Origin of the sequence: Shewanella sp. MBTL60-007 (assembly GCF_019654915.1) — a bacterium.
Classification (GTDB): Bacteria; Pseudomonadota; Gammaproteobacteria; order Enterobacterales; family Shewanellaceae; genus Shewanella.
Genome location: NZ_BPET01000022.1, coordinates 61,607 through 81,854, shown reverse-complemented (window position 1 = coordinate 81,854; position 20,248 = coordinate 61,607). Strand labels below are relative to the sequence as shown.

General features: G+C 44.5%; 18 protein-coding genes. 9 read left to right on the top strand and 9 right to left on the bottom strand.

The window, feature by feature from the left end:
- Positions 1-409: 409 nt before the first annotated feature.
- Positions 410-1,831 carry a cytochrome c oxidase accessory protein CcoG gene (ccoG, locus tag K5Q92_RS10255; RefSeq protein ID WP_220768909.1) on the bottom strand — a complete coding sequence of 474 codons (1,422 nt, stop codon included), beginning with the start codon at positions 1,829-1,831 and terminating at the stop codon, positions 410-412.
- A gap of 88 nt (positions 1,832-1,919) precedes the next feature.
- On the opposite strand from ccoG, the gene K5Q92_RS10250 reads away from it, so the two are divergent.
- From K5Q92_RS10250 to K5Q92_RS10240, 3 genes are all read left to right on the top strand, one after another.
- A complete protein-coding gene (locus tag K5Q92_RS10250; RefSeq protein WP_220768908.1) occupies positions 1,920-2,273 on the top strand; it encodes a hypothetical protein in 354 nt (117 codons plus the stop codon).
- A gap of 128 nt (positions 2,274-2,401) precedes the next feature.
- The gene (locus K5Q92_RS10245) at positions 2,402-3,304 is read left to right on the top strand and encodes a 1,4-dihydroxy-2-naphthoyl-CoA synthase (RefSeq protein ID WP_220768907.1); all 903 of its coding nucleotides are present in this window, start codon (positions 2,402-2,404) and stop codon (positions 3,302-3,304) included.
- Positions 3,305-3,467: 163 nt separating this feature from the next.
- Positions 3,468-3,665: a DUF2061 domain-containing protein gene (locus K5Q92_RS10240; protein WP_220768906.1), complete on the top strand. Its 198-nt coding sequence runs from the start codon at positions 3,468-3,470 to the stop codon at positions 3,663-3,665.
- A gap of 8 nt (positions 3,666-3,673) precedes the next feature.
- On the opposite strand, the gene K5Q92_RS10235 is transcribed toward K5Q92_RS10240, so the two are convergent.
- The gene (locus K5Q92_RS10235; RefSeq protein ID WP_220768905.1) at positions 3,674-4,870 is read right to left on the bottom strand and encodes a potassium/proton antiporter; all 1,197 of its coding nucleotides are present in this window, start codon (positions 4,868-4,870) and stop codon (positions 3,674-3,676) included.
- 551 nt (positions 4,871-5,421) lie between these two features.
- On the opposite strand from K5Q92_RS10235, the gene K5Q92_RS10230 reads away from it, so the two are divergent.
- The 6 genes from K5Q92_RS10230 (at position 5,422) to K5Q92_RS10205 (ending at position 10,622) form a co-directional block, all read left to right on the top strand.
- Positions 5,422-6,231, top strand: coding sequence for a phosphate ABC transporter substrate-binding protein (locus K5Q92_RS10230; protein WP_220768904.1), 810 nt, complete (start codon positions 5,422-5,424; stop codon positions 6,229-6,231).
- Between the two features lie 75 nt (positions 6,232-6,306).
- Positions 6,307-7,212 carry a phosphate ABC transporter permease subunit PstC gene (pstC, locus tag K5Q92_RS10225; RefSeq protein WP_220768903.1) on the top strand — a complete coding sequence of 302 codons (906 nt, stop codon included), beginning with the start codon at positions 6,307-6,309 and terminating at the stop codon, positions 7,210-7,212.
- Complete coding sequence (pstA, locus tag K5Q92_RS10220; RefSeq protein ID WP_220768902.1) at positions 7,212-8,063, top strand: phosphate ABC transporter permease PstA; 852 nt, start codon at positions 7,212-7,214, stop codon at positions 8,061-8,063. Before pstC ends, pstA begins: the two co-directional genes overlap by 1 nt.
- 10 nt (positions 8,064-8,073) lie before the next feature.
- Complete coding sequence (pstB, locus tag K5Q92_RS10215; protein ID WP_220768901.1) at positions 8,074-8,823, top strand: phosphate ABC transporter ATP-binding protein PstB; 750 nt, start codon at positions 8,074-8,076, stop codon at positions 8,821-8,823.
- A 176-nt stretch (positions 8,824-8,999) separates the two neighbouring features.
- On the top strand, positions 9,000-9,275 hold the full coding sequence (locus tag K5Q92_RS10210) for a hypothetical protein (protein ID WP_220768900.1): 276 nt from the start codon (positions 9,000-9,002) through the stop codon (positions 9,273-9,275).
- 303 nt (positions 9,276-9,578) lie between these two features.
- Positions 9,579-10,622, top strand: a complete 1,044-nt coding sequence (locus K5Q92_RS10205; protein ID WP_220768899.1) for a GMP reductase — start codon at positions 9,579-9,581, stop codon at positions 10,620-10,622.
- Positions 10,623-10,794: 172 nt separating this feature from the next.
- Here K5Q92_RS10205 and glmS read toward each other — a convergent pair whose 3' ends face one another.
- The 7 genes from glmS to atpD form a co-directional block, all read right to left on the bottom strand.
- Positions 10,795-12,624, bottom strand: coding sequence for a glutamine--fructose-6-phosphate transaminase (isomerizing) (gene glmS, locus K5Q92_RS10200; protein WP_220768898.1), 1,830 nt, complete (start codon positions 12,622-12,624; stop codon positions 10,795-10,797).
- Positions 12,625-12,720: 96 nt separating this feature from the next.
- The gene (locus K5Q92_RS10195) at positions 12,721-13,491 is read right to left on the bottom strand and encodes a DeoR/GlpR family DNA-binding transcription regulator (protein ID WP_220768897.1); all 771 of its coding nucleotides are present in this window, start codon (positions 13,489-13,491) and stop codon (positions 12,721-12,723) included.
- A gap of 177 nt (positions 13,492-13,668) precedes the next feature.
- Complete coding sequence (locus K5Q92_RS10190; RefSeq protein ID WP_220768896.1) at positions 13,669-15,801, bottom strand: TonB-dependent siderophore receptor; 2,133 nt, start codon at positions 15,799-15,801, stop codon at positions 13,669-13,671.
- Positions 15,802-16,076: 275 nt separating this feature from the next.
- Positions 16,077-17,441 carry a bifunctional UDP-N-acetylglucosamine diphosphorylase/glucosamine-1-phosphate N-acetyltransferase GlmU gene (glmU, locus tag K5Q92_RS10185; protein ID WP_220768895.1) on the bottom strand — a complete coding sequence of 455 codons (1,365 nt, stop codon included), beginning with the start codon at positions 17,439-17,441 and terminating at the stop codon, positions 16,077-16,079.
- Positions 17,442-17,542: 101 nt separating this feature from the next.
- A complete protein-coding gene (locus tag K5Q92_RS10180; RefSeq protein ID WP_220768894.1) occupies positions 17,543-17,899 on the bottom strand; it encodes a DsrE/DsrF/TusD sulfur relay family protein in 357 nt (118 codons plus the stop codon).
- 478 nt (positions 17,900-18,377) lie between these two features.
- Positions 18,378-18,806, bottom strand: a complete 429-nt coding sequence (locus K5Q92_RS10175) for a F0F1 ATP synthase subunit epsilon (RefSeq protein WP_220768893.1) — start codon at positions 18,804-18,806, stop codon at positions 18,378-18,380.
- Positions 18,807-18,851: 45 nt separating this feature from the next.
- Positions 18,852-20,228: a F0F1 ATP synthase subunit beta gene (atpD, locus tag K5Q92_RS10170; RefSeq protein ID WP_220768892.1), complete on the bottom strand. Its 1,377-nt coding sequence runs from the start codon at positions 20,226-20,228 to the stop codon at positions 18,852-18,854.
- Positions 20,229-20,248: the final 20 nt, after the last annotated feature.

Genomic DNA, 20,248 nt, shown 5'->3' with positions numbered 1-20,248 from the left:
AAGAGCGTTGCCTGCTTGGCGTTCTTACGAACCGCTTCAAGTGGCTAGGGCTGCGTATTCTACACTTCCCGTTGTTGGCGTCAAGCGTTTATTTTAAGAAGTTTTTCAAGCGATGATTCTTTATACAAGGCACATCAAATGAAGCTCTTAAACCGCTTGTCACCAGATTCAAATCTCTTTCGATTTTTGAATCCCTAACACTGCTGCAAGTCCCGTTCTATCTAGCGTTTACGCTGGGTAGTTAGCCTGCTGTGTCGTGTCAGTGGATGCGCATTATAGGGAGATTTAAGACGAGCGCAAGGGGCTTTCTTAATTAAATGAGAATATTCGAATCAAATGCATAGTTATCAAACGATACGTACAAAAAAGGGGCTAAAAGCCCCATTTTTATATGTTTTGTCTCTTTAGGTTAGTTACCGAAAAAGCGTGATTCTTGCTTTGCTTCAATCCCGCCGTCATCCGTAACCACTTTAAAGTTAATATGAGTCATCGTTCTAGAGAGATCGACTGGGTCAACAGCAACACTAATTGGTAGAGTCAGAACCTCTCCACCTTCGATAGTGACTTGTTGCGGACCAATCCATTCATAGTTAGCTAATCCCTCGACACTCATATTATAGATATGCGCGCTTTCAGTTTTATTGAGGATCTTCAAGGTGAAGGTGTTTTCAATCAAACCAGCATCGGTTTCTCTGAATAATTGGTTTCGATCTCGGATGATGTCGATACGAATTGGCGCTATCGTCGCAGTTGCATAGATAAAGATAAGTATCATTACTGAAAGTACGACACCATAACCAACAAGCTTAGGTCTAAGTACCTTCTCTTTAATTCCTTCTAGCTTGTTTTCTGTGGTGTAACTAATGAGGCCTTTCTCATAACCCATACGCTCCATCGTAGTATCACAGGCATCGATACAGCCACCACAGTTTATACATTCGTACTGTAAACCATTGCGAATATCGATACCCGTTGGGCATACCTGTACACATAAGTCACAATCGATACAGTCACCCAAGCCCATCGCTTTAGGGTCTGCTTTTCTCGATCTTGGTCCACGCACCTCACCACGCTGTACATCATAGCCGACTATATAAGTGTTCTTATCAAACATCGCTGACTGGAATCGCGCATAAGGACACATATGCAGACACATGATCTCACGCATCCAACCGGCATTACCGTATGTCGCAAAAGTGAAGAAGATAACCCAGAAATAGATAGCTCCGCTGGCATTTAAGCTAAATACCTCTATATAGACTTCACTCGTCGGCACAAAGTAAGAGACAAACGTCATTGCGGTCAATAAAGAGATAAACAACCAAGAGGCATGTTTCGCTGTTTTTCGCCATAGTTTGTCAAAACTCCATGGCATCTGATCTAGTTTAATACGCTTATTGCGTGAGCCTTCTAGCTTCTCTTCAAACCAGATAAAGATAAAAGTCCAAACGGTCTGCGGGCAGGTATAGCCGCACCATACTCGACCTAAATATGTAGTGATAAAAAACAGTCCAAATGCTGCAATCATCAATAATGCAGCTAATAAGGTAAAGTCTTGAGGCCAGATAGTCAGCCCAAACACATGAAACTTCTGCTCTGCAAGATTAAACCAGACAGCCTGACGATCTCCCCATGGGATCCATGGTAGAAGCAAAAAGAATAGCATTGCGATCCAACCTATACGGCGACGCAGTGTCGTCCATAGCCCTTCAACGGCCCTGACATAGATACGGTTACGCGGGTTAAAGCGGTCAGCCTTAGTCGCATCGGGTTGGTGGATCTTGATTCTTTCAGTTTTTGAGAAGTCTTTTTTATTTTGTTGAGCGTTCATTTTGCAGCCTTACAGCTTTAATATTGCAAGAAAACTAGCTTATTATAACGCTTATAATACAAGTTATTCACCTAGATAGGACTAAAAGATGAAGGGCTGGATCATATTGGCAATAATTGCAGGAATTCTTTACTACCTTTATACAGAAACAAACACCTTAGATGAGCCAATTGCTGAAGTTCAAGGGATCTACCAACAAGCGGAAGATAAGCTAGATAGCATGACGGGAACACAAATCCAACGCCTCGACGATAAAGTGGATTTATTAAAGACAGATATTGCTGACCGTCTTTCAGCTACCGAACAACAAGCATTGCAACTCATCACTCAATCTCAAGCTAAACTCGATGATTACAAGGATGAGTTTTGTGGCAATGGTGCTAGTCGCCACTCAGCATTTAGCAAGGAAAACCAAACCTACATCTGCGATAAGCTCAACTAATATGCTTAACCGCAAGCCGATAATGCAACAGATCTCAGTTAGCCTACAAACTTGATTGACCTGAGATCTGATTCAGCCTAGCCTTTAGCCATTACTGTAATTAAATGAAGTGAAAAGGCTATCAGCTCATGACACAACAAGTATCAGACATTTTTGATCCCGAACTATGGGATCTCGTTCCTGGATTTGATTTCGAAGATGTTACCTACCACAGAGCCAAAGATCAGGGCACTGTGCGTATCGCGATTAACCGCCCTGATTGCCTCAATTCATTCCGACCAAAGACTGTCGATGAGCTATATACAGCACTAGATCATGCTCGCCAATGGTCAGATGTAGGTTGCGTGCTATTAACGGGTAATGGTCCTTCGGCTAAAGGCCAATGGTCTTTCAGTGCCGGTGGTGATCAACGTATTCGTGGTAAAGATGGCTACAAATATGAAGGTGCAGAAGAAGGTACGCCAGATGTTGCTCGTATGGGTCGTCTGCATATCCTCGAAGTTCAGCGCTTAATCCGCTTTATGCCTAAGGTTGTTATCGCTGTCGTACCAGGTTGGGCTGTTGGTGGTGGCCACAGCTTGCACGTAGTGTGCGATCTAACCCTTGCCTCAAAAGAACACGCTGTGTTCAAGCAAACCGATCCAGACGTTGGCAGTTTCGATTCAGGCTACGGCAGTGCCTATCTTGCTAAGATGATAGGTCAAAAGCGTGCTCGTGAAATCTTCTTCTTAGGCTTTAACTATTCAGCAGAAGAAGCTTTCGACATGGGTATGGTAAATCGCGCCATTCCTCACCAAGAGTTAGAGACTGAAGCATTAAAGTGGGCTAAGGAGATCAACTCTAAGTCACCAACGGCGATGCGCATGTTGAAGTACGGTTTTAACCTGCCAGACGATGGCTTAGTGGGTCAGCAACTATTTGCAGGTGAAGCAACCCGTTTAGCTTACGGAACCGAGGAAGCCAGAGAAGGCCGTGACGCCTTCCTTGAGAAGCGTGACCAAGACTTCTCCTCTTTCCCATGGCACTACTAATACCTAGCACTTAACATACCTACCGAACCCCATCAGTGAATTCACCGATGGGGTTACCGCTCCCTTCTAATCGATTTATCCCATTAAATAAATCTAAGTAATCCTCTTTAAATTACAAATGAGAACCATTATCATTTAGTTAATTCAAATAGGGGGACTCACCATGATTAAGACCATGACTTTCGCAATACTTCACTTTAGCGTAGCTTTCACTATTACTTACCTATTGACCGGAAGTGTGGTCATTGGTGGCGCAGTTGCATTAATCGAGCCCGCTATCAATACAGTTGTGTTCTACTTCCATGAAAAGGTATGGAAAGGAATTGAAGCTAAAAATGCGTTAGTCACAGCAGCGGCATAAACGGTTCATTAATCTTTATCGGAACGGTTCAAACCTAGCTTATTTGCCAAAGGAGCGATAGCTCCCCCTTGAATAAAGACTGAGAACAATACGATAAAGAACACCATATGCACGATATCTAAGGCTCCAGGTACGCCAGCCGCAGCTGGAATTAATGCAAATACAATTGGTGTTGCGCCTTTTAAGCCTATCGCAGAGATAAATAAACGCTTCTTCCAGCTCGCCTTAACAAATGGCAGATAACAGAGCTGCACAGCTAAAGGTCTAGCCACCAGTATCAATAGTAGCGCCGGCAATAATGAGCTTACGAACACAGTTGCTAATGACTGTGGGAAGATCTGTAACCCTAACACGATAAACATCAGTGCCTGAGCCAACCAAGATAAGCTGTTAAAGAAGTGTAGATTAACCAACTGCCCACGCTTAATACCATTGCCTATCACCACACCTGCAATATAAGAAGCCAGCAAGATATTACCCCCTAGTAACTCGGCGCCATAGGTCGCAATAACAAAGCTGGCTAAAACAAACACAGGAATAAGCCCAAACTCAGATAGATGAATGCGATTAAGTAGCGATACAGCGATTTTAGCCACCAGCCAACCGACAACCATAGCAACACCGATTTGGGTTACCAGTTCCAGAGCTATATCTGATGCAGCTATGCTCTTACCCGTAGAGAGCGCCATATCCGTTAGAAAGATAACCAATAGCATGGCGACCGGGTCGTTGGTGGCCGACTCAAACTCCAATACCGTATCGGTCTGCTCTTTTAGCTTTAACTTTTTAGACTCGAGAATAGAAAATACGGCTGCGGCATCGGTAGATGACACGATTGCAGCAAACAGCAGACAAGTAATAAAATCAAAATCGAGTAGCCAATATAAAATGACCGCAAAAAACAGTGTGGTAAACAACACACCAAAGGAGGCCAGTACGCCGCCCTCTTTATAAGCCACTTTAATTTTATCAGTTGAGGTGTTTATGCCGCCTACAAACACAATCATGTTTAGCGCCAAACCACCTATCCACGCAGTCTTATCTAAATCATCATAGACAAAGTTAAACTCGCCATTTCCTAACATAAGCCCTACGCCCATGAAGATAAGAAGCGACGGGATCCCTAAGGTACGAGAAGGGTGATGCAACAAAATACCGACCAAGATCAAAATCGACATACCAATCATGACCATTTCAGTCGTCATAGAAGCACCTTTATTAAGTATTTATATGTGAGAGTTCATGCTTACGCATAAAGGATAGACGCCAAAAGTAACTTGGGGTTGAATACATAAGTTATTGTGACTAATTATTTGTACAAATATGTGGCAAACACATATTGTCATAAAAGTTTAATAATAAATTTATCCTGCGTTCTAATAACCGAAACATAACATATTTGCCCTCGCGAGTTGTTAATCTAAACTTAATTTGAAGTTAACTCGCAGAAGTAACAACCGCGCAATCACCATAAAAAACCTGCTCCACACCCCATAAAACCTAGAGTCGAGTACAGCTAAAGACGGCTTAATAAACCCATTCTGAATTTTTGTTCATGTAACAAAAAACGATTAGAACCTAAAAAACAGTATTTCCTAATACACATCGAGTGAGCCTTTCAAATTAACCTAACCTGTTTCTTAGTCACATAACTGTCATATAAGTCTGTCTTAATGCGCTTGCCTTCAGTGAGGCACTAACTTGGTTTTGTAAATAACTCGTATCTAAGCGACCAAACAATAGAGTGGAAATCGTAATGAAAAAAGTATTTGGCTTGTTAACCGCAGTAGGTCTAATGACGACACCTCTTGCACATGCAAGCACGGTAACAGTATCAGGTTCGACATCTGTAGCTCACGTAATGGAAGTGCTTGCAGAAAATTATCAAAACACCACTAACACTAACGTTGAAGTACAAAGTACTGGCTCATCGGCTGGCATTCGTGCAGCGAAAGATGGTACCAGCATGATTGGTATGTCTTCACGCAACGTCAAAGAAAGTGAGCTCAATAGCAATACTAAAGAAATTGTCATCGCACGTGATGGTATTGCGGCAGCTGTGAACAAGGCTAACCCTGTGAAAAATCTCACCCAAGAGCAGATATCAAAAATCTATCGTGGTGAAATTAAGAATTGGAAAGAGGTTGGCGGTGAAGCTCGCCCAATCGTCGTTGTTACCCGTGAGAATGGCTCGGGAACGCGCGGTGCATTTGAAGAAATAATGAAGCTACAACGCACGATTAACGGCCACAAGGTCACAGCTATCTCACCAACTGCCCAAGTAGGTAACGGTAACGGCATGATCAAGACCATTGTCGCCAACAACCCATATGCTATCGGCTATATATCTCTAGGCAGTGTCGATGACAGCTTACGCGCTATCGATGTAAACGGTATCGCAGCGACAGAGAAAAACATCATCGCTGGCGACTATCAAATTGCCCGTCCATTTATCGTATTAATGGACAAGCAGGCCCCCAAAAATGCCAACGACTTTATCAACTACATATTATCGAAAGATGGTCAAAGCATAGTGGCTGCAGAAGGCTATATCCCTGTTCAATAATTCAATGACAAGATACAGAGGAAACACTTTCCTCTGTATCAACCGTTCATTATAGGTAGATGTCGAGGTTAAGTGATGACAACAGCCAGTAAAGTCCAACCACAAGGGCTTAAACTCGCTCCAGCAAAGTCCTATGACTGGAAAGAGATGAGTTTTCATATACTCTTCCTTAGTTGCGCCATGGTTGGCGTGCTTTCGGTCGCAACCATAGGATGGTTTGTCTTTAGCGAAGGCTTACCCGCCTTTAAAGAGGCTGGCGTTTCGCAGATGATATTAGGCAAAGAGTGGCTACCACCAGCACTGTTTGGCTTGTTACCAATGATAGTCGCATCACTTATCTCCACCGCTGGCGCAGTGATTATTGGTGTCCCCATCGCGTTGCTTACGGCAGTGTTCTTAGCCGAATTAGCCCCAAACTGGTTAGCCAATATAATTCGCCCTGCTGTTGAGCTACTAGCTGGTATCCCTTCAGTGGTTTATGGCTTCTTTGGTTTGGTCATTATTGTTCCAGCCATCGAGACCATTTTTAATATTCCTGCAGGTAACACCATACTTGCAGGTGTAATCGTGTTGGCCATCATGATCTTGCCAACTGTGATTACGATTTCAGAAACCTCACTGCGCGCCCTACCTCCAACCTATAAAGAGGGGGCGCTCGCGTTAGGGGCTTCGCACATCTTTAGTATCTTTAAAGTTCTCATTCCTGCCGCACGCAGTGGTATTTACACAGGCATAGCCCTAGGTGTCGCACGCGCAATAGGGGAAACCATGGCAATTATTATGGTGATGGGTAACGCACCAGCAATGCCCGGCTCGATACTTGAGCCAGCTAGAACCTTAACCGCCAATATCGCCATGGAGATGTCATACGCTACCGGGATCCATGCCAACGCTCTGTACTCGACAGGCATAGTGCTACTGGCCTTTATCATATTACTAAACGGTTCACTGCTTTATCTCAACCGAAAGCGAGCTCACTAATGTTACAACTTTCACGAGACAACCAAGATAAGCTGATGCTAGCCGCTATTTGGGCCGCAGCGGCAACAACACTACTGTTTTTACTCTGGGTCGTTTGGCACATCTTAAGCAATGGCCTAGATCATGTCAGTTGGGAATTTATCACTGGCGCCTACACACGTATCGGTGAAGCCTCGGGTATTTGGGCTATGATAGTGTCGACCGTTTACATGGTCGGTCTATCACTGACCTTCGCCGCCCCTATTGGCATAATGACAGCTATCTACCTAACTGAATATGCAGCGCCGGGGAGTAAAGTCGTTAAGGTCATCCGCTTCTGCACCGAATCGTTGGCGGGTATTCCATCGATCGTTTACGGTCTATTCGGTATGACATTCTTCGTCACCACCCTAGGGCTAGGTTTCTCAATTCTTTCGGGTGCGTTGACATTAGCTATGCTGATTTTACCTGTAATAATCCGCACCACAGAGGAAGCGCTACTATCTGTGCCTATGAGTTATCGCGAGGGCGGCTATGCTCTGGGTAGCTCGAAAATTTACACCATCTGCCGCTTAGTACTTCCAAGCGCATTACCGGGTATCGTCACGTCAATCATCCTAAGTACGGGCAGAGTCATAGGTGAATCAGCCCCAGTATTTTTAACTGCGGGCATGGTGACTCAAATACCTGAATCTGTCTTAGAATCTGGCCGCACCTTAACGGTTCACCTTTATAAATTGACTCAAGAACTCTTTACTCAACACGAGTGGGATCAGGCCTATGCTACCGCCACAGTGTTGATTGTCTTGGTACTTATTTTAAATCTGGCAACCAAAGTGATTGCCTCACGCTTAAACCGCTCATCTAAGTAAGGTTATCTCCATGAATAAGCTAGAAGTGAACAACTTAAACCTATTTTACGGCGACAACCATGCGCTAAAGAATATCTCTCTAACCATACCTGCTCGCCAAGTTACCGCGTTAATTGGCCCTTCTGGTTGTGGTAAATCGACTCTGCTGCGAACACTAAACCGTATGAATGACTTAGTAGCTGGTGTGAAGATTGATGGTGACGTGATGTTTGATGGCAACAATATCTATCAAGATGTTGATGTAAAACACCTAAGAATGCGTGTGGGTATGGTGTTTCAAAAGCCTAACCCTTTCCCAATGAGTATCTATGAGAACGTTGCTTTTGGGCTCAGAGCTCAGGGAGTTAAAGACAAAAAAGTGCTCGATGATACCGTAGAGGAGTCGCTGCGTAGTGCCGCTCTATGGGAGGAAGTGAAAGATAGACTTAATACACCAGCATTTGGTTTATCTGGCGGGCAGCAACAGCGTCTGTGTATTGCACGCACCATCGCGATGAAACCTGAGGTCATTTTAATGGATGAGCCCACCAGCGCACTCGACCCTATTGCGACGCACAAGATCGAGGAGTTAATGGATGAACTACGCAAACAATTCACCATTGTCATCGTCACTCATTCAATGAATCAGGCCAAGCGGATCTCCGATAAGACCGCCTTCTTCTGGATGGGAGAGTTAGTAGAGCATGGAGAAACCACCCAGATATTCAATCAACCACGAGATCAGCGAACTCATGGCTATGTCAGCGGACAATTTGGCTAAATCAGATAACGCTCGCTATAAATAGTGAGCGTTTTTTCTTTCCATATAGTACATAAGGGCGAGATAACCGATAGTCTCCCACCTAAAATACTGACTTTAGCCTACAAGCTTGTTTAAACTAGGTTATTAAGATAGCTTCGGGGTTATTGCTGAATTGATTAAAGAGAACCTTATACATGGAAAGAATAAGAGAAGCTCAAGAATGCCTGCAAAGAGAGTTTGAAATCTATAACAACGCATCCAACAAAAAGCTCCCCGCTCTCGATATAAATTGTCCCGAAAACCTTGAGACAATGCTGGAGTTTGTCACTCGCAGAGAATCTCTGAAGCAAACAAAGAAACCAACCTACCCACCTGCGGCGAAACTCAAATCGGCTATAGCTGACACCTTATTATTACTAGATAATTTCGATATGAAAGAGTTTAAAGAGAAAGCCGCAAAAGATAAGTAAACCTTAACTAGTTAATATCAGGGTTTTACGTTATGCAGCTTAGCTAATCACTCACAGTGAAATAAAAACAAAGACGCAAGCAGGTATCAACAAAATAATAACCTTCCGTTTTTAAGAAATGATAGTTTTAATTTGAGAACTTGCTAATAAGAAATCTGTTCCTATAATGCCTAAAACCGGAGCGTCCACAAACGTTCCGGTTTTTTTGTGCCTGAAATAAACTCAGGAATTAATTTAATATCCGATAAAACTACTTTTTATCGGCGGTTTTGCTGCGCGCAAAATCCATGTGAGGAATAAACTATGCGTATTGAACAAGATCTAAAATTAGGTTTTAAAGATGTTCTTATCCGACCTAAGCGTTCAACGTTGAAGAGCCGTTCTCAAGTAGACTTAAACCGTCAATTTACTTTTAAGCATAGTGGCAAGACTTGGTCTGGAGTGCCAATTATTGCTGCCAACATGGATTCTGTAGCTAGCTTTGAAATGGCTGTTAGCCTAGCCGAGCACAATGTAATGACTGCTGTTCATAAGCATTACAGTGTCGGGCAGTGGAGCGAATTTGTAGCAAACCAAACTGCAGATGTATTGAAACACGTTATGGTTTCTAGCGGCACCTCTGATGCAGACTTTATCAAACTTAGTGAAATTCTATCGATGTCTGAAGACCTTACCTTCATCTGTATCGATATCGCTAACGGCTACTCTGAGCACCTAGTTGATTACGTGCGTAAAGTAAGACAAGCATACCCAATGAAAGTTATCAGTGCTGGTAACGTGGTTACGGGTGATATGGTCGAAGAGCTCATTATTGCTGGTGCAGATATAGTTAAGGTCGGCATTGGCCCGGGGTCTGTATGTACGACACGTGTAAAAACCGGTGTTGGCTATCCACAACTTTCAGCCATTATCGAATGCGCCGATGCAGCGCACGGTTTAGGTGGACAGATCATCGGTGACGGTGGCTGTAGTTGTGCCGGTGATGTAGCTAAAGCCTTCGGCGGTGGTGCTGACTTCGTTATGCTTGGCGGTATGTTAGCTGGCCATGAAGAGAGCGGCGGAGAAGTCGTTGAGCAAGATGGTAAGAAAATGGTTAAGTTCTATGGCATGTCGTCACAGTCGGCCATGGATAAGCATTCTGGCGGCGTAGCAAAATACCGAGCAGCTGAAGGTAAAACCGTACTACTACCATTTAAAGGCAGTGTAGATAACACCATTAACGATATTATGGGCGGCGTTCGCTCTACTTGTACTTATGTTGGTGCGGCATCTCTAAAAGAGTTAACTAAGCGTACTACGTTTATTCGTGTTCAAGAGCAAGAAAATAACGTTTACGGTAAAGAGTAAGTAATTTATGGCGCTAACGACAATATCATTCGTTAGCGTTTAAATTTATTAAATTTCAATTATAAGGCGATTTATTTAATAAGCTTTAAATAAGTATCAGCTTAATTGATTAAATATAAAAGCGGCTACCTAGGTAGCCGCTTTTTTGTTTCACTCATTGCTAATCAAATACTTACTCAACCGTAACTGACTTAGCCAAATTACGTGGTTGATCAACGTCAGTACCTTTAATCAAGGCCACATGATAAGAAAGTAATTGTAGTGGAATAGTATAGATAAGTGGTGCCATAAACTCATCACAGTGAGGTACAGGGATCACCTTCATAGTGTCATCAGATTCAAACTCGGCATCTTTATCAGCAAACACATACATCAAGCCACCACGAGCACGCACTTCTTCGACGTTAGACTTTAGCTTCTCTAACAGTTCGTTATTAGGTGCAACCACAATAACCGGCATATCGGCATCAATCAGTGCTAGTGGACCGTGCTTAAGCTCACCAGATGCATAAGCTTCTGCGTGAATATAAGAGATCTCTTTTAGCTTAAGTGCACCTTCCATCGCGATTGGATATTGATCGCCACGACCTAAAAATAGTGCATGATGCTTATCGGCAAAATCTTCTGCCAATGCAGCAATCGCATCATCTAAACCTAATGCTTGCTCTACTTTAGCTGGCATTGAAAGCAGGCTTTGGCTGATCTCAGCCTGCATCTCATCAGACATACCGTTGTAACGGCCAATAGCAGAAGTCAGCATCAACAGACCCGCTAGCTGCACGGTAAAGGCTTTAGTCGATGCAACACCAATCTCTGCGCCCGCTTTCATCATGTACGCCATATCTGATTCGCGTACTAATGAAGAGCCTGGAGCATTACAGATAGTCAATGTTGCCTTATAACCCATCTCTTTGGCTAAACGCATTGCCGCTAAGGTATCTGCAGTTTCACCAGACTGTGAAATGGTCACAAGCAAGCTGTTAGGAAACAGGTGCGACTTGCGGTAACGGAACTCTGATGCGATTTCGACGTTACAAGATACGCCAGCCCAATCTTCTAACCAGTAACGTGCTGCCATACCCGCATGGTAACTGGTACCACAAGCGATGATCTGTACGTGTTTAATATCTTTTAAGAATTCAGCAGCGTTATCACCAAAGGCTGTATCTAATACTTTGCCAGCGGCGATACGACCTTCTAGCGTACGGGCGATTGCCGTTGGCTGCTCGTAGATCTCTTTTAGCATGTAGTGACGGTATTCACCTTTATCACCGGCGTCATGAGTGACTTCCGACTCTTTAACCTCACGCTCAACTGCATTACCGTCAACATCATAGATGTTCACTTCGCGGCGAGTCACTTCGGCAACATCACCTTCTTCTAGGAAAGCAAAAGAGCGAGTAACAGGCAATAGTGCTAATTGATCAGAAGCGACAAAGTTTTCACCAAGACCATAACCGATAACTAGCGGGCTACCAGAGCGAGCCACTATCATGCGCTCGCTATCAGTGCGGTCGATAACCACAGTACCATAGGCACCTTCAAGCTGTTTTACCGTTGCTTGAACTGCAGCAAGTAGGGTCTTGTGAGTCTTTAACTCATGATGTACTAAGTGGCAGATCACCTCAGTATCTGTGTCTGACTCAAACACGTAACCTAAGCCTTTGAGCATCTCACGTAGCTTGTTATGGTTTTCAATAATACCGTTGTGTACAACCGCGATATCGCCATTTGACTGATGCGGGTGAGCATTACGCTCGCTCGGCTCACCATGGGTTGCCCAACGTGTGTGCGCGATACCCGTGCCACCAGCAAGAGGTGCAGCCTCTAAAGCTGCAGATAATTCTTGTACCTTGCCCACGCGACGAGTTCTATTTAACTCACCATTATTTAATACCGCGACACCAGCAGAATCATAACCGCGGTATTCGAGGCGTCTTAGGCCTTCAACCAGAATTTCTGCCACATCTCTTTGCGCTACAGCGCCAACGATTCCACACATATTTAGTTACCTAATCTCTCTGTATGAGAGTTAAATTGAAAGTTAAAAGTTAAATTTGAAACTAGATAATTTAAACAAGCAGCCTGCTTGTAATAGTTACCCGGCATAAGGTGCAAGAATGACCCGCACCCCATGGTTAGAAATAGTCTCTAGCGCATCTCTTGGTAACTTATCATCGGTTACCAATACGCTGATCTTGCTCCAAGGCAGCTCTAAGTTCGGTATGCGTCTACCCAGCTTTTCCGATTCAAGCATCACCACCACTTCTCGCGACACCTCGGCCATCACCTTACTCAAGCCTGTTAGCTCATTAAAGGTTGTGGTGCCGCGCTCAAGATCAATACCGTCTGCACCAATAAACAACTGATCGAAGTTGTAGGAACGTAATACTTGCTCGGCAATTTGGCCTTGAAAGGACTCAGAGTGCGGATCCCATGTCCCACCAGTCATCAATAAAGTCGGCTCGTTTTCAAGCTCATGAATTGAATTGGCAAGTGCAAGTGAATTGGTCATCACCAGTAAGCCACGCTTATTGTTGAGCTCGCCGATTAAACCTGATGTGGTACTGCCACTATCGATAATGATACGGTTATGATCTTTAATCAGTTCAGCAGCCACCTTAGCGATAGACAGCTTGTTAGGTGCTATCTTGGCGGAGAACTGCTGAGTCACCTCATCAGGCACGGCGACGGCGCCACCGTAACGGCGCAACAATAGGCCCGTTTTCTCTAAAGTGGCTAAGTCCTTACGAATAGTGACCTCAGAGGTTTCGAAACGTAAGGATAACTCCTCAACACTCACTTCGCCTTGCTGAGTAAGCAGGCTAATAATGCTATGACGTCGCTGTTGAGTGTTTCGTTTGTTCATAAAACCTTTCACTAAGTTTCGTTTCGAAAGGAGCATTATAGTGAAACGAAACTTAATTGCCAGTTTTACACCTTTATAATCGTTAAAGAGAGATATTTCAGGCAAAGAAAAGCCCCAACCCTAAGGTTGAGGCTTTTAATACGAACTAGACTTTAAGCCTATATTTACGACTTAGTTTTAGAACTTAGCTTCCAATGCAAGGCTGAAGTGACGACCTTCACCCACGGTGACATCAGTATTTGTGCCGCCGGCAAGGTAATCGGTATCGAATAGATTCTTCACGTTTACACGTACACTCACATCGCTGCCCATTACATCCATAGTGTATGCGGCGCCCATATCGAATCGCACATAGCCGTCTTTGCTAATGGTGTTACTGGTATTAGCAAAACGCTCACCTACATAGATAGCACCGAAGTTTAATGCTAAGTCATCGGTCATCTCATAACGTGTCCAAACGTTTGCCGACCACTCAGGCGCGTCGACCGGTGTCTTACCATTTAGGCTATCTGTTTCAGGACGAAGATACTCAGCATCTAGGTACATCATAGAGCCTGTCATAAACCAGCTATCGCTTATCTGGCCCTGTGCCCCCATCTCGAAACCTTTATGGCGCTGCTCACCAGACTGAGTGGTAATTGTTTGGCTGCTACCTTCAATCTCTTCAGTTACCGTCACATTCGATACCGTGATATCAAATACCGCACCGGTTAATAGTAAGCTACCGTCAAATAGCTCCCATTTGGTGCCAATTTCATACTGTTCACCGTATTCAGGATCTAGGTTTTTACCATCATTGACATCATCAATATCATTTACGATGCCTTGAGGCGTGAAACTCTTAGAGTAGTTAACGTAGATGCTACCGTTTTCAGCTGGAGAGTAAATAACACCAAACTTAGGTGACACTGCATAACTGTTGTTACCCGCGCCGTCTTTCTTCTGCTCGTCGTAACGCACGCCAGCTAGCACTTGCCATTCATCGGTAATCGTCACTAAGTCTTGAACATAGAAGCCATAATGCTTGTACTCACTCTCGTACAAAGTTTCATCACGGTTGTAATCAAGATCTGGCTTAGGAATAGGTTGGCCTGGCATCACAACTTGATTCTTATCACCCGACTCTTTTAGCTGACCATAGTAGTAGTCCAGCATGTTAGCGCCGATAAGCAGTTGATGCTCTAAGTCGCCAGTATAAAAGTTACCAGTAAAATCAACAAAACCTGTCTTATGTTGCCAGTCATCATAACGGTCAAATGGGCTGACATAGTAGCCATCGGTAAATGGATCTTCTGAACCGCTGATTAGCGATGGTGAAGAATCTAGGCGCTGGCGATTAAACTGCTGATCGTTATAGCCCGCTTTCACTTTCCAATCATCAGACAAGTGATAAGTCAGTTCTGCACCTAGGTTAGAGATAGTGTTGTCAGTGAATGCCCATGGCTGATCCCAGATAATATCACGACCACCAATTAACTCACCGTCGCTGTCTAGCCAACCACCGCGGTCGATACCCGTCTTGTCTTGAGTGTGGTCATACTTAAGCGACAACATTAGATCATCGGTAATATCAAACTCTAAGTTTAAATAACCTAACCAGCGATCACGCTCTTGATTAGTGCCATCTTGGTACTCTCTCCAATAGGTCGTATCTTGCTTCACTAACACTGTACGATAACGAATAGTCTCGGCTTCGTTTAAGCTACCGCCAGCATCGAGTTGGAAACGTGTAGAGCCGTGCTCATCGGTATCAAAGCCGATATCGAGCATGGTTTCATAAGTAGGCTTCTTAGTGACCATGTTGATCAGTCCACCAGGACCTGACTGGCCATAAAGCATACTAGATGGGCCCTTTAGCACCTCAACTTGCTGTAGTGTTTCAATAGGTTGTACGTAGTGAGACCACTGTTGCTGACCATTTATCAAGAAGCCTGAGCCTGAAGACAGCTCAAAACCACGTATGTTGAATACTTGGCGGTTCCATTTCTCAGAGCCACCAGTCACGCTCGAGTCATTAACCAGTACTTCTGAAAGGTTAGTCGCTAACTGCTCATCGGTAACGAAGTCAGGAATGACAGTGACAGATTGAGGTGTGTCTAGGATGTCGATATCGCCGCGCATAGCGCCTGAAGATGAGCCAACATTGTAATCGTTAAAGCTACGACCTGTAACGCTAATGCGCTCGATATTTGGCTCAGCCACAATAGCAGAGTCAACACTTGCATCCTCAGCCAGCGCAGATGATGAAGCCAGTGCAGCAACGATTGCCAGCCCTAAACGAGAAAACTTAAATGACGTCCCAACAGACATATCCAACCTCAAAATGACACATGAATGTATTAATTGAGTCGCAATATAAATGAGAACTATTTTTATTTAAGTTTCTTTACACTTCTTTACAATGGCTAGTGACGCACTTCAAAATTACCATTGAGAATAAACATTTGCAGCCACAAATGTATCAATAAGTATCTACAGCGATTGGCTTTATTAAGTTTAAAGACAATATGCTGAACATAGACATAACGGGCTAAATAAAAAACAAAAAAGCGGCTCTTGAGCCGCTTTTTTTGAAGCCTTTAAAATTACTTTTTCAGCTTAACTGGTCGTGGCCAACCAGTTAAATGACGCTGCTTAACACGGGTAATGACCAACTCATCTGCAGCAACATCCTTAGTAATCGTCGAACCAGCACCTAAGGTTGCGCCTTTGCCAATCGTCACAGGTGCCACTAACTGGGTATCACTGCCCACAAACACATTGTCTTCGATAATAGTCTGGAACTTGTTAGCCCCATCGTAATTACAGGTAATGGTACCCGCACCAATATTAACACCACTACCGATAGTCGCATCGCCAATATAGGCTAAGTGTCCAGCCTTAGAGCCTTTACCTAGTACGGCTTTCTTCATCTCAACGAAATTACCGATATGGGCATCTTCTTTAAGCTCTGCACCTGGGCGCAAACGCGCGAAAGGACCAGCACTCGCATCGACACCAACTTTGGCATTTTCAATAATAGAGTAAGGTTTAATTACAGCGTTATCGGCAATCTCACAATCGATAAGAATTACGCCAGCGCCAATGGTTACGTTATTACCGATAGTCACTCTACCTTCGATAACCACATTCACGTCGATCATCACATCCATGCCTACGGTAACGTCACCGCGAATATCGATACGGGCAGGATCGCGCAGGTTAGCACCTTCAAGCATCAGCTTTTCCGCTGCACGAGCTTGGAAAGCACGTTCAAGCTGTGCCAACTGTACACGGTTGTTTGCGCCTTCGACCTCAATAGCTGACTCAGGCTGTGCAGTCGTAATCGCCACGCCATCGTTGTGTGCCATGGCAACAATATCAGTCAGGTAGTATTCACCCTGGGCATTATCCGATGATAACTGACCAAGCCAAGCTTTCAACTGCTTACCCGGCGCCGCCATAATGCCAGTATTAATCTCATTAATGGCAAGCTGCTCAGCATTGGCATCTTTTTGTTCGATGATACCAACTACATTTCCACCTTTTCTAACGATGCGGCCATAACCTGTTGGGTTTGGTAGATTAACAGTTAAGATAGCTAAGCCATTCTCTTCGCGAGCAGCAAGTAGCGCCTCAAGCGTAGATGCTTGGATCAGTGGCACATCGCCATAAAGAATTAACACGGTATCATCATCGGCGATATTGGCATTCGCCTGTGCTACCGCATGCCCTGTACCCAATTGCTCAGCTTGTAGCACCCAATTTAACTGCTGTTCACCCAGTTTTGCTTGTAGCTTATCAGCACCATAGCCATAGACTAGCTGGATAGCATCACTGCCCACTTGATGTGCAGTATCGATTACATGCTGAACCATGCTCTTATGAGCGATTGGGTGAAGAACTTTTGGAAGATCTGAGCGCATGCGGGTTCCCTTGCCTGCGGCCAAAATCACTACATTCAGTGCCATTGGTTTATATCCTTGAGCTAATGCTTGCTTATAAAATAGAGAGGTCTGTATCTGAGTGCTGATTTTAAGCGATACCAGTACTAAAAGCGACTCGCTAGCCTTTAAAAGGTAATCGTTTTATCAGCCACCAGCACCCATTGTGCAAGATCATCCATAGTCGCCATCTCACAACCCTCTATCACTTCAAGCTCTGTTAGGCCGCGAGCATGCATACAAGAACCACAAAACTTTACTTGCGTCTTTTGCGCCATAACAATCTCTAGCATCTGCTGGATATTATAACCCTCGGCAGGCTTTTGATTGGGTAAAACGGCAGTGACGGCATCAGACATTAAGAATAGGCTCACTCGAACGGGTGAATAGTCTTGTTCATTGAGCTGTATGGCTAAACGAAGCGCATTGAACAACTTTTCAGAACCATAAGGGGCATCATTGACGATAATTAACACGTGCTGCATGGGAAGCTCTCAGACATAAAATTAGTGCCTGAGGGTAGCACTCAAATGAGATAAGGGTTCTTACTTAGATCACGTTCTGAAGTTATGTCGATTGCGGTAAAGAGTTCTTCAGACAGTTAAATATACCAGCTGCTAGGACGTGACTTCGTCACGGCTAGAGCGTCACTACGTTCCTGCTAGATCCTATAAGAGCAGGACCGGCTGTCCAAAGCTAGCTAATCCCAAAGCTGGTGGGCAAAGCAACCTAGGGTAGGTTGATTAGAAGGGTCACTGAAGCTTTCGCTAAACTTACCGTGAGTGAGCTTGCGAACGTTCCGTTATCCGTCAGCGTAGCGTTCCGTAAGTGACGCAGTCTCGTTCCCTAGGACGAAGGCCGTTCATCTTTGCTTTCCTAGAACCTTTCTTAGCTTTTCCTAGGGCCTTCTTTTAGATACAAAAAAGGCGCCATTAGGCGCCTTTTTTTCATCAAACAATAACCTTATCTGGCAATGTTCTTCTTGATGGTCTCGACTACGCGTAATTGAGCGATAGCTTGAGCTAACTCAATCGCTGCAGCTGCATAGTTGAAGTCTGCGCCAGCACCCGCCATAGCGGTTTCTGCACGGAGCTTAGCTTCAGCAGCGGCTTGCTCGTCAATCTCATCGGCACGCATAACGACGTCAGCCAATACTGAAATTGAAGAAGGCTGTACTTCCAGGATACCACCTGAAAGGTAAAGCACTTCTTCGCTTCCATCTTGCTTGACGATGCGCGCCATGCCAGGTTTGATACTTGTTAGCAGAGCCGCGTGACCAGGCATAATACCTAGCTCACCTTCCGTTCCGGTAACTTGTAGCTGAGCTACGCGACCAGAAAAGATATGACTTTCTGCACTTACCATATCAAGCTGTACTGTCATGGCTGCCATCCGTTCTCCTTAAACTAGTGCTCTATATTACTACAGAATACTTAGTTATTTTTTGTTAGCTTTCTCAACGGCTTCGTCGATTGAACCAACCATGTAGAACGCTTGCTCTGGAAGGTGATCGAATTCACCCTCTAGAATGCCCTTGAAGCCACGGATTGTGTCTTTAAGAGAAACGTACTTACCTGGAGAACCGGTGAATACTTCTGCTACGAAGAATGGCTGAGAAAGATATTTTTCAATCTTACGAGCACGGAATACAGTTGTCTTATCTTCATCAGATAATTCATCCATACCTAGAATCGCAATGATATCTTTCAGCTCTTTGTAGCGCTGAAGTACAGTTTGAACACCGCTAGCAACATCGTAATGCTCTTGACCAACAATTTGTGGATCTAGCTGACGTGAAGTCGAATCCAATGGGTCAACCGCTGGGTAAATACCTAGCGAAGCAATGTTACGAGACAATACAACAGTCGCGTCTAAGTGAGCGAAGGTTGTTGCTGGTGATGGATCCGTTAAGTCATCCGCAGGTACGTATACGGCTTGAACAGAGGTAATAGACCCTGTCTTAGTCGATGTAATACGCTCCTGAAGAACACCCATCTCCTCAGCCAATGTTGGCTGGTAACCTACTGCTGATGGCATACGGCCTAGCAGTGCAGATACTTCAGTACCCGCCAAGGTGTAACGGTAGATGTTATCCACGAAGAAAAGAACGTCTTTACCTTCGTCACGGAACTTCTCAGCCATTGTTAGACCAGTTAGTGCCACACGTAGACGGTTTCCTGGAGGCTCGTTCATCTGACCATATACCATGGCCACTTTATCTAGAACGCCAGAATCTTCCATCTCGTAGTAGAAGTCGTTACCCTCACGAGTACGCTCACCTACACCAGCGAAAACTGATAAACCAGAGTGTGCTTTAGCGATGTTGTTAATAAGTTCCATCATGTTAACGGTCTTACCAACACCAGCACCACCAAACAGACCAACTTTACCACCCTTAGCGAATGGACATACAAGGTCGATAACCTTGATACCAGTCTCTAAAAGTTCAGTTGTGTTTGACTGATCTTCGTATGAAGGAGCTTCACGGTGGATCACATAGCGATCTTCTTCACCGATAGGGCCCGCTTCATCAACAGGCTCACCCAATACGTTCATAATACGGCCTAGGGTCGCAGACCCAACCGGAACAGTAATTGGTGAACCAGAGTTTACAACCTCTAGGCCACGACGCAGACCATCTGAAGAACCCATAGCGATGGTACGAACTACACCACCACCAAGTTGCTGCTGAACTTCCAGCACCAAGCCTTCACTTTTGATCTCTAGAGCGTCATATACCTGAGGTACGGCATCATGTGGAAACTCTACGTCCACAACCGCGCCAATTACTTGGACAACAGTACCTGTGCTCATGATTAATCCTCTAAAACTTG